Raw genomic sequence first — 15054 nt, 5'->3', positions numbered from 1 at the left:
CATGAGCGAGGGCCATACGTTCGGGGACAACAACCAGATCATCACCGGCGGGAAGAACAGGGGCTTCGGCTACAACTACCATGCGGCGCCCGAGACTTCGGCCGCCGAGCCGGGGACCTCCGCGCAGGCGTCCGGGCAGCCGTCCGCACCGCCGCCCGCCGGGCACGACCGCAGCCGTAGCGTCTTCGTCGTGCACGGCCGGGACGAGGAGGTGCGCGCGGCGATGTTCGGACTGCTGCGCCGGCTCGACCTACGGCCCCTGGAATGGGAGGAGTTGGTGCGGGCCACCGGCAAGACCTCGCCCTTCCTCGGCGAGGTCGTCATGAACGCACCGGCGCAGGCACAGGCGGCCCTGGTGCTGCTCACCCCCGACGACGTCGCCAAGCTCCACCCGCACCTCCTCGGCAACCGCGAGCGGGACGACGAGACCCAACTCACCGGCCAGCCGCGGCAGAACGTCCTGATCGAGCTGGGCATGGTGCTGATGGCCTACCCCGAGCGGACCGTCATCGTCGAGGTCGGCCGGCTGCGGCACGTCGCCGACACCGCGGGCATCAACGTCATCCGGTTCGACGGCACGGAGGCCTCCCTCGCGAAGATCGCCGCCCGGCTGCGGCTGGCCGGCTGCCAACTCGACGACACCCGGCCGGAATGGCGCGAGACCCGGCACTTCCAGAATCTCTCCGCGTATCGCAGGCTCGCCTGAACCGCAAACGAACCGGAAGGGAACCGGGGAGAAAAGGGGACGGGCGCGGGAGCCGTCCCCTTTTTTCGCATGCCGACCGTCCCCCTTTTTTTTATACGCGGTCCAGTCCCGACTTCTATACGCGGTCCAGTCCCGACGCCAGAACCCTCAGGAACGCCCCCACCTCCCGCAGATCGATCCGCTCCAGATCGGCGGGCCGCACCACCACCCGCAACTCCCGGCAGACCGCGCCCTCCCGGGACCGCGCGACGAACGACATCAGGATCAGCCGCAGCAGACTGTCCTGGTCGAGATGGTCCAGCCGGGACAGCCCCGATCCGACCAACGGCATGGCCACCGCCTCCAGTTGGGCATGCCGGTGCAGCGCGTCCCACAGCCGGCCGAGCCCGAGCCAGAGGTCCTCCACACTGGACGCGGCCACGCAGTCGTTGCCGATACGGCTGTACGCGACGCCGAACACCAGCCTCGGCCGGGCGCCCAGGACCGCCACCGTGCCGAGCGGATACCGGTCCAGCTTGCCCAGCGGCTTGCGCTCCCGCTCCTCCCGCCCGACCGGCGCCACGCCGGCGAGCGCCGCGGCCAGTTCCGCGTCCAGCCGCCGTACGTCACCCTCGTACCGGCGGAGCAGCAACTGCCCTTGCACACTGGCCGCGTTGATGACCTCGCCGGCGGCCGACGCGGTGTCGAAGGTGTCGCAGAACCCGACGACGAGATGCGCCGGCTGGTCGAACACGTCGCCCGCCTCGACGACCACCGTGAGGTCGGGGCGCCGGAACACCTGCTCCACCCGCGGCACCGGACGCGCCTGGCCCAGCCCCCACAGCAGGCAGGCGGTCACGGACACCACCGTGACCGTGCCGGGATCGGGAAAGCTGCGGGGGAAGAACTGCCCGACGAACTGAAGGACCGCGGATATTCCGCCGAAAGCCACCATCGTGCTGCGCGCGAAAATCCTGCGTGCACGTCCGGTGCCGTAGAACCGCAGAAATCGAGAAAACACGGTTCCTCCAGGACATCATGATAATCTGCTGGTCACTTCTCGGTGACGCAGAGTGATGAAGCAGGGCGACACAGCGACACAGGAACGCGGCGGGGGCGACGCGGGTGGCCGATGGACGAGTGCGCATTCAGGTCAGAGTGCTGGGGCCGGTCCGGCTCGACGTCGACGGGATCCCGGTCCGGCTGACACCGCTGACCACCCGGCTGCTGGTCCGCCTGGTGGCCGCCGAGGGCGAGGCCGTGCCGGTGCGTCAACTGCGCCGGGACGTATGGGGGTTGGCGGACGGCCCGCGCCATCTGGACCAGCGCAATCGCAACGAGGTGCAGAAGCGCGTCCTGGAACTGCGGCGCGCGCTCGACCCCGTCCAGGACGGCACCGCCGCCCGCGTCCTGCGCACCGAGCAGCAGGTCACCGTGCACGGCCCGGAGACCGCCTACCGCCTGGTGCTGCGGCCCGAGGAGCTGGACAGCGCGCGGTTCACGGCGGTCGTCGGCAGCGCGCTGCTCGCCCCGCCCGCGACCGCCGCCCATGAGCTGGCCGAGGCGCTGGCCCTGGTCCGGGGCAGACCGCTGGCCGAGGTCAACGGCGAGAACTTCGCGGACCCCTTCATCCGCCGCCTCACCGCCCTGCTGGACTCCGCCCGGCGCGAACTGGTGCGCGTGCAGGCCGACTTGGGCCGCCCCGACCTCGCGCTGCCGGTCGCCGAGCTGATCGTCCGCGACCACCCCGACGACCTCGACGCCGCCCGCGTCCTGGACACCCTGCGCGCCGCGCTCCGCGCCCGCCACGGTGCCGAACTGCTGCGCCACAGAGTCCCGTTGGCCGGCCAGCGGGCCGATGTCGTCCTGGTCCGGGGCGACTTGTTCGAGCAGACGGACTGCAATCTGGTGGTCGGCTTCACCGACACGTTCGACACGGAGACCGACCAGGACATCGTCATCAGCCGCGACAGTGTGCAGAGCCAGCTGGTCGACCGGCTCTTCGGCGGCCGGCGCCGGCTGCTGGACGAGAAGCTGAAGGCCGGGCTGCGTACGGTGCGGGCCGTCGGCACGGAGAGCGCACGGGCCAAGCCCCGTGGCCGGCGGGTCCGTTACCCGGTGGGGACGACCGTCGCCGTACCCGTCGACGGCCGCCGGATCTTCGCGGTCGCCTACTCGCGGCTCGGCAACGACCTGGTGGCCAGGTCCGGGAACGAGGATCTGCGCGCGAGCCTGGACCAGCTCTGGGCCTCGGTGGCCGTGCACGGCCTGTTCAGACCGGTCGCCGTCCCGCTCGTCGGCTCCGGGCTGGCCCGGGTGACGGACCTCGACCGCGGCCAGCTCGTGGGCCTGATCGTCGACTCGTTCATCGCCGCGTGCCGGCTGCACCCCGCGCTCACACCCGAACTCCGCATAGTCATCCGCCCGGAGGACCTGGCCAGCACCGATCTCTCCCCGGTCGAACGGCGCTTCCACGAACTGGTCCCGGACCTGGACGACCGGGCGGAGTGACCAACTCCGAGGTGAGACCGGGCAGTTGTGGGCGTCCAGCCCCCGCGCCGACAGGTTCCTCCGCATCTCCGGCTCCCCCATGCGGCCTCGCCCACCGGTTCCTGGCCCGCCACCGCCACCCGGCCTCACCGGACCCCAGTGCACCGCTCCCGCCGCTTCCGCGGGTAGCCACCATCCGCTTCCGATCCGATTCCGACGCCACACGGACGCCGAGCGCCGAGGTGGCCGTCGGCCGCCGGTCCCGCCAACCCATGGCCAAGCCGGGATGAAGTGATGGGGTCGCCCGGTCGTCAAGGGCAACCTCCCCCGCACCTCCTCTGTCTGATGCGGATGAAGTCACCACTCGACGCATCACCCGTGGGGGGAAACCACACCATGCGCAGACGTACCGCTGTGACCGCCGTGACCGCCGCCGCACTCAGCGCGGGCCTGGCCGTCACCGCTCTCGCACTTCCGGCCGCCGGGGCCGCCCAGGACGAGTCGGCCACGACGTTCGTGAACATCGACGTCAACCACAACCTCGACTACACCGTCGGCGTCGAGGCCGCCAAGAAGCGGGTGTTCTCGGTCTCCGCGACGGTCAGTGACCCGTCCGGCGTCAAGAGTGTGTCGTTCGAGCTGTGGCACGGGGAGGAGCGGGCGAAGGCCGACGGGGTCATCGTCGGGTCCGCCCAGTGCCACGAGATCAACGAACTCACCTCCTACTGCGAGGCCCTCGTGACCGCCGACCCGAACGTCAACCTCCGCAGCAACGCCCTCGCCGGGCTCTGGTACATGACCCCCGTGGCCGTCGACGGCGCCGGAAACGTCACCCACGGGGAGGGCGCCTACTTCGCGCGCATCAAGCGCCAGACGTACCTGTCCCAGACCGTCGTCACGCCGGACCCGGTGAAGAAGGGCGCGAACATCACGGTCAAGGCCCGCGCGACGGTGGCCAGTTGGGAGCTGAGGAAGAACGCGCCCCTCATCGGGCACCAGGTACTGCTCCAGTACCGCAAGGGCACGACCGGCCCCTTCGTCACCCTGAAGAAGCTCAAGACCAACCGGAACGGCTGGGCCACGTCCACCGTGAGGGCGACGGCGGACGGCGCGTACCGCTACGACTTCGCGGGCACGAGCCTCACCCCGCCGACGACCGCCTCGGCCGACTACATCGACGTGAAGTGACCCCGGCCCGGTTATTTCTTGTCATTACGTAGATACGGGACGTGACCGGGCGGGAGGATGAACGTCCACACGCACTCTCGGGGGGAAGAGCACCCATGGCGAACCAGTACCCCGGCCCACCTCCGGAACAGCCGCCCGGAAAGCCCGGCCAGAACCCCTACTCCACCCCGGGTCCCGTCTACGGATACCCGCAGGCCGTGCCGCAGCCGTACGGGCAGCAGCCACAACCGGCCTTCGCCGCCCCGCTGTTGACCCTCGGCGACATCGCGGTCAACGGTGACACCATCGTGAGCCCGGCCGGGTCGATGCCGCTCAGGGGCGCGGTGTGGACGGCCACGGACATGTCCCGTACGGAGGAGCGGATTCCGCCGCACGCGATCGTGCTGGCGGTCGTGTTCTTCCTGCTCTGTTTCGTCGGGCTGCTGTTCCTCCTGATGAAGGAACGCGTCACCACCGGTTTCGTACAGGTCAGTGTCAACAGTGGCGGTCGGCACCACGCCACGATGATCCCGGTGCAGTCCCGCGACCAGGTCGTGTACGTCCTCAACCAGGTCGGCTACGCCCAGTCCATCAGCGTCTGAAGCAGCTGAAGCGTGTGAACAGGCGGACGGCCCAGGTGTGTTGCACCTGGGCCGTCTCACGATGGGATGGGATGGGTCAGCGTCGGCTCGCCCGCGCCAGCGCCGGGACGAAGCGCAGCGCGTCCACCGTGCCGACGCCCGTCGCCATGTCGTAGCCGTCGACCGCCGTGTAACCGGTCACGCCCGCGTACGTGTTGTTCGTGCCGTCGTTCACGTCGACGATGCCGTTGCCCTTGGCGCCGTGCTTCGCGAGCGCGTACAGCGCCGAGTTGATGTTGCCGACCCGGTGCCCCGCCGCCTGGTCCGCGAGGGCGATGATGCCCGAGAAGAGCGGGCTGGCCTCGCTCGTGCCGCCGTAGACGTCCCAGCCGACGGCCGTCGGGTCGTAGCTGGAGTAGACCCAGGCGCCGCCGTTGACCGCGGCGGCCATCGACACGTCGGGGGTGGCGCGCTGGGTGCCGACGATGCTCTTCACGCCGTTCTGGAAGGACGGGCGGGCGAACACGTGGGACTGGCCGCCGCCGCCCGCGCCGTAGTCGTTGTAGACGCTGTCCGGCGTGACGCGGTCGCCCTTGGCGTCCAGGTGCAGCTGCGTGCCGCCGATCGACGTGACCAACGGGTCCGAAGAGGGCCAGGAGTTGACGGGCTTGTCGTAGAAGGCCGAGCCGTCCGCGTTGTAGTCGGTGGCGCCGCCGTCGCCGGAGGAGGCGAGGACGGTCACGTGCTTGCGGTTGGCGGCCTCGAAGGCGTAGCGCAGCTTCTTGATGCTGGAGAAGTCGCCCTGGTCGAAGCCGGGGAAGGTGTTCTCGGTGGCGCCGAAGCTCTGCGTGATGACGTCGCCGACACCGTGGTCGATCAGGTACTTCTCGGCGTCCATCATCTCCGGCAGCCCGGTGACGCCCTCGGTCTCGGCCACCGCCGTCTCCACCAGCACGATCTTCGCGTCGGGCGCGACCGCGTGCGCCATCTCGACGTCCAGGGTCGTCTCACCGGCCCAGCCGGTCATGTCGGCGTTCGTCGGGTCGAAGACCGGGACCTTGCCCCACTTGACGACGTTCACCTTGGCGCTGTGGATGCCGAACTGCTTGCTGTACGTGTCGAGATCGTGCTGGATCGTCGGCGAACCGAACGAGTCCACGATGACGATCGTCCGTCCCTTGCCCGTAATGCCCTTCTTGTAAAGGGAGTTGAGGTTGTACGCGGTGCGGTACTGCAGCGGGTTGTAACAGGCGATCTGCCACTTGGCCTCGCACTCCGCGCTGGTGAGCGGGGTGGGCACGTCGCGCGCGAGGGTGTGTCCGGTGATCGCGGGGATCGCCTTCGTCTGCGGTACGGCGGCGGGCGCGGCGCCGGCGACACCGGCCACCGGCGCGGTCGCCAGCGCGGCGACGGCGAGGCCGGCGGAGGCGGCCGTGGCAGCGGCGATGTTCAGTCTCGTGCGGGCTATGCGCATGAATCCCCCCTGAGTGCTGCGGAGTTCGCCCGGCCGTCAGCCGGGCGAATAGGTCTCCGCGCATCTCATCGAGTGAGACATGCACAGGACAAGACTGTTGAACTGTCGATGCCGAACCCTTTGCCCAAACAGCACCAAGGACTCGGACGGTCCTGCCGGTTCAGATCGAGTACGGCACCGCGTGCACCTCGTCCGCCCGGTGCCCCGCGCGCTCGTGGACGCGCTGGACCGCTTCGGGCGACGGCGCCTCCGACAGGCAGTAGACGGTCCCGCTCTCCGGATCCGCCCAGGCCCGCTCGAAGTGGACACCCTCGTCCTTCTCCACGGCGAGGTCCGCCTTGTGGGCCTCCATCAACTGGTCGGCCGTGATGCCCTTCATCCCGTGGTGTACGTCCATGTACTGAGCCATGACCGCGCACCTCCTTCCGTTCCCTCCATGCTGCGCCCGTACGCCGCTCGCGGCACGACGAAGGGGCCCCGGCGCCGTAGCACCGGGGCCCCTCCTGGAATGGGCGGCGGTCAGCCGCACTGGCACGGATTGCCGGACTGGCACCCGCAGCCGCAGCCCGAACCGCAGCCGCAGGCGCCGAAGAGCGGGAGGCTCTTGATCTCGGCGGGCTGCTGCGTCTCGCGCTCCTGCGTCGGGTCCGGCGTCGTGGCGGGGGATTCGGCCATGGGTCCTCCTAGAGGCTGGTGCCTGTGCCCATTGGATGCCCGCTTCGCCGGGCGCATCAACGGCGCATTGAGGCTTCCCCCGCAAGCCCCCGGGTACCTTCCGCAGGCCGGGGTCATTTCTAACCAGTCTCAGACCGAGACAGTGGTTAGAAATGACCCCGGCTTCCGGAGACCCCCGGGCCTACGCGCCCTCGGCCCCCGTGACCGGCTGGATGTCCGGCTGCAGCTCGTCCGCGTGCTCGCCCGTCACCAGGAACACCACGCGCTTCGCGACCGACACCGCGTGGTCGGCGAAGCGCTCGTAGTAGCGGCCGAGCAGCGTCACGTCGACCGCGGTCTCGATGCCGTGCTTCCACTTGTCGTCCAGCAGGTGCTGGAAGAGCGTGCGGTGGAGGAGGTCCATCGCGTCGTCGTCCTGCTCCAGCTGGAGCGCGAGGTCGACGTCCTTCGTGATGATGACCTCGGCCGCCTTGGCCATCAGGCGCTGGGCGAGCTGGCCCATCTCCAGGATGGTCGCGTGCAGGTCGTGCGGTACGGCCCGGTCGGGGAAGCGCAGCCGGGCGAGCTTCGCCACGTGCTGGGCGAGGTCGCCGGAGCGCTCCAGGTCGGCCGACATGCGCAGCGACGTGACGACGATCCGCAGATCCGTCGCCACCGGCTGCTGCCGGGCCAGCAGGGCTATGGCCCGGGCTTCGAGGTCGTGCTGGAGATCGTCGACCTTCTTGTCGGCCTCGATGACGCTCTCGGCCAGCTTCAGGTCGGAGTCCAGGATGGCCGTCGTGGCGCGTCCGATCGCCGACCCGGTCAGCCGGGCCATCTCCACCAGACCGTCACCGATCGAGTCAAGTTCCTCGTGGTACGCGTCCCGCATCAGGGTTCCCTCTCCTACGTTGCTTCGGGGGCTCAGGGGCCCTGGGCCTGTCGGTGTGACTAAAAACCGGCCCTTCCACCCCACGCTCCCACGTTCCCGCTCCTACGCGACGGTTTACGCCACCCCAAATGAATCAATACTGGCTCCAAGGTGAACTCTGGGCGACGAGTGTTCGAGGTCGCACTCCGATGGCTGTGGCCAGGAGGTATCCCATGCCTAACCTGGGGGCATGGACGTGAACGCGGCGGTCGCCGCAGCGGCAGCGATCGCCGGGGTACTCACCGGTGTCATCGCCATGCTGGCGTTCCGCTGGAGCGAACGCGACCAGAAGCGACCGACCAGGACCTCCCTGCATACGGACCCGGTGCTTCCGCCGGGTGTGGACACCGTGCTCTCGGTGCTCCGCTCCTCTGCCGTCGTCCTCGACGAGGCGGACGCCGTGGTCAAGGCCAGCTCGGCGGCGTACGCCCTCGGACTGGTCCGCGGCGGGAAACTCTCCGTCGACCCCATGCTCCAGATGGCCCGGGACACCCGGCGCGACGGCGAGATACGCCAGGTCGAGCTGGATCTGCCCCGGCGCGGCACCGGCCGCGGGGAGGCCCTCGCGGTCTCCGCCCGGGTGGCGCCGCTCGGCTCCCGACTCGTCCTGCTCCTCGTGGAGGACCTCACCGAGGCCCGCCGTATCGAGGCCGTACGACGTGACTTCGTGGCGAATGTCAGCCACGAACTGAAGACCCCGGTCGGCGCGCTCTCCCTCCTCTCGGAGGCGGTCATGGACGCCTCCGACGATCCTGAGGCGGTGGAGCGTTTCGCCGGACGGATGCAGATCGAGGCCACGCGCCTGACCAACCTCGTGCAGGAGCTCATCGACCTGTCGCGGGTCCAGAACGACGACCCCCTCGAAGACGCCGAACCCGTCCGCGTCGACGAACTCGTCGCCGAGGCCATCGACCGCTGCCGGCACCAGGCCGGCACCAAGCAGATCACCATGGCCGCCGGCGGCACCGCCGACCTGCACGTCTACGGGAACCGGGGCCAGCTGGCCGCCGCCCTCGGAAACCTGGTCGAGAACGCCGTCAACTACTCGCCCGCCCGCACCCGCGTCGGCATAGCCGCACGCCGGGTCTCCGCGGGCGGCGGCGACCACATCGAGGTCGCCGTCACCGACCAGGGCATCGGCATCTCCGAGAAGGACAAGGAGCGCGTGTTCGAGCGCTTCTACCGTGTCGACCCGGCCCGCTCGCGGGCCACCGGCGGCACGGGTCTCGGACTGGCGATCGTCAAGCACGTGGCCGCCTCGCACGGCGGGGAGGTCACGGTGTGGAGCTCCGAGGGACAGGGCTCCACGTTCACCCTGAGGCTGCCGGAGGCGGGTGCGGCCCGCGACCGTGCCCACCAGCACCCCGACCTCGACGACGAGGTCGAGGGGTCCCCTGAACCATCCCCGTACGAACCGCTTCCCGCCCCGGAGGTCCTTCCGTGACCCGAGTGCTCGTCGTCGAGGACGAGGAGTCCTTCTCCGACGCCCTGTCCTACATGCTTCGCAAAGAGGGCTTCGAGGTCGCCATCGCGACCACCGGGCCCGACGGACTCGACGAGTTCGAGCGCAACGGCGCCGACCTCGTCCTGCTCGACCTGATGCTGCCGGGGCTCCCCGGCACGGAGGTCTGCCGCCAGCTGCGCGGCCGCTCCAACGTCCCCGTCATCATGGTGACGGCCAAGGACAGTGAGATCGACAAGGTCGTAGGCCTGGAAATAGGAGCCGATGACTACGTCACCAAGCCCTTCTCGTCCCGCGAACTGGTCGCCCGTATCCGGGCCGTCCTGCGCCGCCGCGGCGAGCCCGAGGAGGTCACCCCGGCCGCCCTCGAGGCAGGTCCGGTCCGCATGGACGTGGATCGCCACGTGGTCACGGTCTCCGGCTCCAAGGTCGACCTGCCCCTCAAGGAGTTCGACCTGCTGGAGATGCTCCTGCGCAACGCGGGCCGCGTACTGACCCGCATGCAGCTCATCGACCGCGTCTGGGGCGCCGACTACGTGGGCGACACCAAGACCCTCGACGTCCACGTCAAGCGCCTCCGCGCCAAGATCGAGCCGGACCCGGGCGCGCCGCGCTACCTGGTGACGGTCCGCGGCCTCGGCTACAAGTTTGAGCCGTAAACCGACTACCGGGCCTTAAGCACTGCCTGCGTACGACGAAGGGCGGGACCTCTGTGCGAGGTCCCGCCCTTCGTCGTGTCGTACTACGGCCGCTCAGCCGGTGGTCGTGGCCGACTCCGTGGCCGTCGCACTCGCGGAGGCCGCGTCGGTCGGGGTGGCCGACGTGCTCTTGCCCGGCTTCGGCGAGCCGGAGCCGGTCGCGGTGGCGCCCGCGGCCGGCGTCGAGGGGATGGAGCTGGGGCCCCACTTGGTGAAGTAGCTGTCGGCCGGGACGACGAACGCGCTCAGGCTCACGCCACCGGTCGTGCTGAAGGTGAAGGTGACCTTCTGGGCGTTGCCGTCCGTGATGCCCGAGGGGTCGGTCAGCGCCGCGGAGGCGTTGCCCTTGCCGCCCAGGACGAGCGAGCCGAAGGCCGGGACGACCAGCTTGCCCTTGCCCTTGGCGGGGGTCAGCGTGACCGCGCCGGCGCCGTCGACGCTGACGGAGTCCAGGGTCTGGGGGTCCTTGCTGGTGTTGAACACCGTCGCGGAGATCACCGCCGGGCCCGTGGCCTCGGTGCCGGACTCGGTGAGGGGCTGGGTGATGACGAGCGCGTTCTGCACCTTGATGACGCCCACGGAGACGGCCGCGTTGTCCGGCTTGACCTCCAGCGTCTGTGCGTCGTTGCCGGCACCGCACGCGGCGAGCGAGGCGATCGAGAACGCGATGGTGGCGGCGGCGAGGGCGCCGCGTCGAAGGCTGCTGCTCACGGCGGCGGCTACTCCTTGAACGTGGGCGGAGCAGGGCGGCTCCCGAATAAAGCCGCCCTAAGTGTCTGTCAGCGGCCTTAGGTTACCGAGCCGTTCCCGCACCACCGCACCCGACCCTCCCTCAACCGGGTACCCGTGTGCCTCAAGTGACTCGCGGGTCACTTGCGACCGACACTCGTCCGGCATTCACATAACCAGCTCAGACGTCTGCCGACGGATTTTCGGTGAAGAATGCACGGCACCCCGGATAATTGATCACCGGCAACTCGACGGCCTTCGGTGATCAATTCCGGATTCGTCTCGTACCGGGCTCCGGCCACCGAACGGAGTAGCGGAAGTCGAGCACTTGGAACCAGACATTTAGGGACGTTCGTCCGCTTGGAGGCGCCTCCGGATGTGTGTAACGTACGCGTTTCACCTCGCCCGGAGAGCCGCTCCGACCTGCGAATACCCTCTTCCGCTCGGCCTCCGCAGCACGTTCCTGTTGCTGTTGTCAAGCCCCGAGATGCGCTCTGACCTGCGAAAACGCCATTCAGAACCCGCAGTTTCCGTGTTACCCTGGATAGCCACGGAAGGGGTACCTGTCACATGACGTTCAAGGTTGGCGACACCGTGGTCTATCCCCATCACGGGGCCGCGCTGATCGAGGCTATCGAAACTCGCCAGATCAAAGGCGTGGACAAGACCTATTTGGTGCTGAAGGTCGCTCAGGGTGACCTGACGGTGCGTGTGCCAGCGGACAATGCGGAGTTCGTCGGCGTACGTGATGTGGTCGGTCAGGACGGGCTGGACCGGGTCTTCGAGGTGCTGCGCGCTCCGTATGCCGAGGAGCCCACGAACTGGTCGCGTCGTTACAAGGCAAATCTGGAGAAGCTCGCCTCCGGCGATGTCATCAAGGTCGCGGAAGTCGTCCGTGACCTGTGGCGTCGTGAGCGCGAGCGCGGACTCTCCGCAGGTGAGAAGCGCATGCTCGCCAAGGCTCGCCAGATCCTGGTGAGTGAGCTCGCGCTCGCGGAGAACACGAACGAGGACAAGGCCGAGGCCCTGCTCGACGAGGTTCTCGCGTCCTGACGCAGGCGACTGGTACGCCCTGCTCAGCACACTGAAATGCCGTGGTGCCCGATGACAGCTCCCTTGTCGCCGGGCGCTTCGGCATGTTCGGGGAAATTTTCCGACGCCGACTGCGAGCGACTCCGTCGAGGTCAGGGACTCCGACTCGCTGACTCTGTCGAACGCCGGAGAGACATCCCCCGATAATGGTGTGCCGGGCCCGGGCAGCAGGCTCGACCGGTGTCACGGAAGGGTCCGGTCAAGGCGTCGCGCCCGGCACTCCTGAGGCCATACCCACGTAGGTCGAGCACACAAACCTGACAGGAACCGATGTCTGACGATTCGCGCTCTTCGCAGGCGCAGTCCTCCGTCGCCGCCGTGATCCCGGCCGCCGGACGGGGCGTACGCCTAGGCCCGGGCGCCCCCAAAGCGCTCCGCGCGCTGAACGGCACCCCCATGCTGATCCACGCGATCCGCGCCCTGGCCGCGTCCCGCGCGGTCTCTCTGGTCGTCGTAGTGGCCCCGCCCGACGGCGCGGCCGAGGTCAAGACCCTCCTGGACGCACACGCCCTCCCGGACCGCACCGACTTCCTCGTCGTCCCCGGCGGCGAGACCCGCCAGGAGTCCGTGAAACTCGGCCTGGACGCCCTGCCCCCCGGTCACGACATCGTCCTGGTCCACGACGCGGCCCGCCCGCTCGTCCCGGTGGACACGGTCGACGCGGTCATCGAGGCCGTACGCGACGGAGCCCCCGCCGTGGTCCCGGCCCTGCCCCTCGCGGACACGGTCAAGGAAGTCGAGCCGGCCGCGCACCCCGGCGACCCGGAGCCCGTCGTAGCCACTCCGGAACGCGCCCGCCTCCGCGCCGTACAGACACCGCAGGGCTTCGACCGCGCGACCCTGGTCCACGCCCACGAAACGGTCACCGACAACGTCACCGACGACGCGAGCATGGTCGAGCAGCTCGGCCTCACGGTCGTGGTCGTCCCCGGCCACGAGGAGGCCTTCAAGGTGACCCGCCCCCTGGACCTGGTCCTCGCGGAGGCGGTCCTGACCCGCAGGAGGCTGAACGATGGCTTCTGAGACGTACCCCCTTCCGCAGGTGGGCATCGGCACCGACATCCACGCCTTCGAGGAGGGCCGCGACCTCTGGTGCGCCGGCCTGAAGTGGGAGAACGAGGGCCCGGGCCTGGCCGGCCACTCCGACGCGGACGTCGTGGCCCACGCGGCCTGCAACGCCCTCTTCTCGGCAGCGGGCCTGGGCGACCTGGGCCAACACTTCGGCACCGGCCGCCCCGAGTGGTCGGGCGCGTCCGGCGTCACCCTCCTGACAGAGGCGGCCCGCATCGTCCGCGAGGCCGGCTTCACGATCGGCAACGTGGCGGTACAGGTCGTAGGACCACGCCCGAAGATCGGCAAGAGGCGGGACGAGGCCCAGAAGCTGCTGTCGGAGGCGGCAGGGGCTCCCGTCTCGGTATCGGGAGCAACAACGGACGGTCTCGGCTTCCCGGGCAGGGGCGAGGGCCTCATGGCAGTGGCAACCGCCCTGGTGGTCAAACACGCTTAACCGGGCCGGCGTTTTTAGGGGCGCGGGGAACTGCGCGACCAGCCCCCACCGACCCGCAGCTAACAATCGACCCAACCGTCTGAGGCACAAGGAAACGCCCACTACCCTTGTACCGTGACCATTCGCCTGTACGACACCAGCGCCCGGCAGATTCGCGACTTCACCCCGCTCACAGCGGGCTGTGTCTCGATCTACCTCTGTGGCGCCACCGTGCAGGCCGCCCCCCACATCGGCCACATCCGCTCGGGCCTGAACTTCGACATCCTCCGCCGCTGGTTCGAACACCGCGGCTACGACGTCACGTTCATCCGCAACGTCACGGACATCGACGACAAGATCATCACCAAGTCCCGTGAACAGGGCCGCCCTTGGTGGGCGATCGGCTACGAGAACGAGCGCGCGTTCAACGACGGTTACACGGCACTCGGCTGCCTCCCCCCGACGTACGAACCACGCGCGACCGGCCACGTCCCCGAGATGATCGAGATGATGCGCGGCCTGATCGAGCGCGGTCACGCGTACGAGGCCGACGGCAGCGTCTACTTCGACGTGCGCTCGTACCCGGACTACCTGGAGCTGTCGAACCAGGACATCGACGACCTCCGCCAGCCCCCCGAGGACGGCATCACCGGCAAACGCGACCCGCGCGACTTCGCGATGTGGAAGGCGACCAAGCCGGGCGAGCCCGACTGGGAGACCCCGTGGGGCCGCGGCCGCCCCGGCTGGCACCTGGAGTGCTCGGCGATGGCGCACAAGTACCTGGGCCCCGCCTTCGACATCCACGGCGGCGGCCTCGACCTGATCTTCCCGCACCACGAGAACGAGATCGCCCAGGCCAAGGGCTACGGCGACGACTTCGCGCAGTACTGGGTGCACAACGCCTGGGTCACCATGAGCGGCGAGAAGATGTCGAAGTCGCTCGGGAACTCCGTCCTCGTGTCCGAGATGGTCAAGCGGTGGCGCCCCATCGTCCTGCGCTACTACCTCGGCACCCCGCACTACCGCTCGATGATCGAGTACAGCGAGGAGGCCCTGCGCGAGGCGGAGTCCGCGTTCGCGCGGATCGAGGGCTTCGTGCAGCGGGTCGTCGAGAAGGCCGGGGGAGTCGTCGAGCCCGCCGCCGAGGTGCCGCCGGCCTTCGCCGAGGCGATGGACGACGACCTGGGCGTCCCGCAGGCACTCGCTGTGGTCCACACCACGGTCCGGCAGGGCAACTCCGCCCTCGCCGCCGACGACAAGGAAGCCGCCGTAGCGCGTCTCGCCGAGGTGCGCGCCATGCTCGGCGTCCTCGGTCTCGACCCGCTGGACCCGCACTGGGTCGGCGAGGGCGGCGACCGCGGCGAAGACCTGCACGGGGTCGTCGACACCCTGGTCCGCATGGTCCTCGACCAGCGCGAGGCCGCCCGGGGCCGCAAGGACTGGGCCACCGCCGACGGCATCCGCGACCAGCTCAACCAGTCCGGACTCAACATCGAGGACGGCCCACAGGGCCCGCGCTGGACCCTCGGCCCCCGCTGAACCCACCCCGATCGCACCCGGTCAACGAAGATCGACTGTGCCGCCCGGCCTCCCGGGCGGCACACT

At 69.4% G+C, this 15054-nt stretch carries 16 protein-coding genes; 10 read left to right on the top strand and 6 right to left on the bottom strand.

Annotation, left to right across the window (positions count from 1 at the left end; genetic code table 11):
- The first annotated feature begins 1 nt into the window (after position 1).
- Positions 2-706, top strand: a complete 705-nt coding sequence (locus OO69_RS15870) for a TIR domain-containing protein (protein WP_033281268.1) — start codon at positions 2-4, stop codon at positions 704-706.
- Positions 707-821: 115 nt separating this feature from the next.
- Here the strand turns inward: OO69_RS15870 and OO69_RS15865 are convergent, their stop codons facing one another.
- On the bottom strand, positions 822-1706 hold the full coding sequence (locus tag OO69_RS15865; protein ID WP_234444451.1) for a macro domain-containing protein: 885 nt from the start codon (positions 1704-1706) through the stop codon (positions 822-824).
- 104 nt (positions 1707-1810) lie between these two features.
- On the opposite strand from OO69_RS15865, the gene OO69_RS15860 reads away from it, so the two are divergent.
- The 3 genes from OO69_RS15860 to OO69_RS15850 all read left to right on the top strand — a co-directional run bounded on the left by OO69_RS15860 (position 1811) and on the right by OO69_RS15850 (position 4944).
- Positions 1811-3196 (top strand): macro domain-containing protein, encoded by a 1386-nt coding sequence (locus OO69_RS15860; protein WP_078652451.1) that lies wholly within the window; start codon positions 1811-1813, stop codon positions 3194-3196.
- Positions 3197-3571: 375 nt separating this feature from the next.
- The gene (locus OO69_RS15855; RefSeq protein ID WP_158713395.1) at positions 3572-4363 is read left to right on the top strand and encodes a hypothetical protein; all 792 of its coding nucleotides are present in this window, start codon (positions 3572-3574) and stop codon (positions 4361-4363) included.
- A 95-nt stretch (positions 4364-4458) separates the two neighbouring features.
- Positions 4459-4944, top strand: coding sequence for a hypothetical protein (locus OO69_RS15850; RefSeq protein ID WP_033281266.1), 486 nt, complete (start codon positions 4459-4461; stop codon positions 4942-4944).
- Between the two features lie 76 nt (positions 4945-5020).
- On the opposite strand, the gene OO69_RS15845 is transcribed toward OO69_RS15850, so the two are convergent.
- The 4 genes from OO69_RS15845 to phoU form a co-directional block, all read right to left on the bottom strand.
- Complete coding sequence (locus OO69_RS15845; protein ID WP_033281265.1) at positions 5021-6397, bottom strand: S53 family peptidase; 1377 nt, start codon at positions 6395-6397, stop codon at positions 5021-5023.
- 160 nt (positions 6398-6557) lie between these two features.
- A complete protein-coding gene (locus OO69_RS15840) occupies positions 6558-6806 on the bottom strand; it encodes an SCO4226 family nickel-binding protein (protein WP_033281264.1) in 249 nt (82 codons plus the stop codon).
- Between the two features lie 110 nt (positions 6807-6916).
- A complete protein-coding gene (locus tag OO69_RS52495; protein WP_019062518.1) occupies positions 6917-7072 on the bottom strand; it encodes a hypothetical protein in 156 nt (51 codons plus the stop codon).
- Between the two features lie 181 nt (positions 7073-7253).
- Positions 7254-7943 (bottom strand): phosphate signaling complex protein PhoU, encoded by a 690-nt coding sequence (gene phoU, locus OO69_RS15835; RefSeq protein WP_019062517.1) that lies wholly within the window; start codon positions 7941-7943, stop codon positions 7254-7256.
- Between the two features lie 229 nt (positions 7944-8172).
- Here phoU and OO69_RS15830 point away from each other — a divergent pair, with 229 nt between their 5' ends.
- A complete protein-coding gene (locus OO69_RS15830) occupies positions 8173-9426 on the top strand; it encodes a sensor histidine kinase (RefSeq protein ID WP_033281263.1) in 1254 nt (417 codons plus the stop codon).
- Positions 9423-10103 carry a response regulator transcription factor gene (locus OO69_RS15825; protein ID WP_009340348.1) on the top strand — a complete coding sequence of 227 codons (681 nt, stop codon included), beginning with the start codon at positions 9423-9425 and terminating at the stop codon, positions 10101-10103. Before OO69_RS15830 ends, OO69_RS15825 begins: the two co-directional genes overlap by 4 nt.
- A 93-nt stretch (positions 10104-10196) precedes the next feature.
- Here the strand turns inward: OO69_RS15825 and OO69_RS15820 are convergent, their stop codons facing one another.
- A complete protein-coding gene (locus tag OO69_RS15820) occupies positions 10197-10853 on the bottom strand; it encodes a hypothetical protein (RefSeq protein WP_033281262.1) in 657 nt (218 codons plus the stop codon).
- Positions 10854-11441: 588 nt separating this feature from the next.
- Here OO69_RS15820 and OO69_RS15815 point away from each other — a divergent pair.
- The 4 genes from OO69_RS15815 to cysS all read left to right on the top strand — a co-directional run bounded on the left by OO69_RS15815 (position 11442) and on the right by cysS (position 14988).
- Positions 11442-11924, top strand: a complete 483-nt coding sequence (locus OO69_RS15815; RefSeq protein ID WP_003953493.1) for a CarD family transcriptional regulator — start codon at positions 11442-11444, stop codon at positions 11922-11924.
- Between the two features lie 309 nt (positions 11925-12233).
- Complete coding sequence (ispD, locus tag OO69_RS15810; protein WP_033281261.1) at positions 12234-12986, top strand: 2-C-methyl-D-erythritol 4-phosphate cytidylyltransferase; 753 nt, start codon at positions 12234-12236, stop codon at positions 12984-12986.
- The gene (gene ispF / locus OO69_RS15805; protein WP_033281260.1) at positions 12976-13470 is read left to right on the top strand and encodes a 2-C-methyl-D-erythritol 2,4-cyclodiphosphate synthase; all 495 of its coding nucleotides are present in this window, start codon (positions 12976-12978) and stop codon (positions 13468-13470) included. The genes ispD and ispF overlap by 11 nt, the downstream gene beginning before the upstream one ends.
- A 114-nt stretch (positions 13471-13584) precedes the next feature.
- On the top strand, positions 13585-14988 hold the full coding sequence (gene cysS / locus OO69_RS15800; protein ID WP_033281259.1) for a cysteine--tRNA ligase: 1404 nt from the start codon (positions 13585-13587) through the stop codon (positions 14986-14988).
- Positions 14989-15054 lie beyond the last annotated feature (66 nt).

It is taken from the genome of Streptomyces sp. NRRL F-525 (assembly GCF_000716605.1).
Lineage (GTDB): Bacteria > Actinomycetota > Actinomycetes > Streptomycetales > Streptomycetaceae > Streptomyces.
This window is presented reverse-complemented; position numbering and strand designations above follow the sequence as displayed.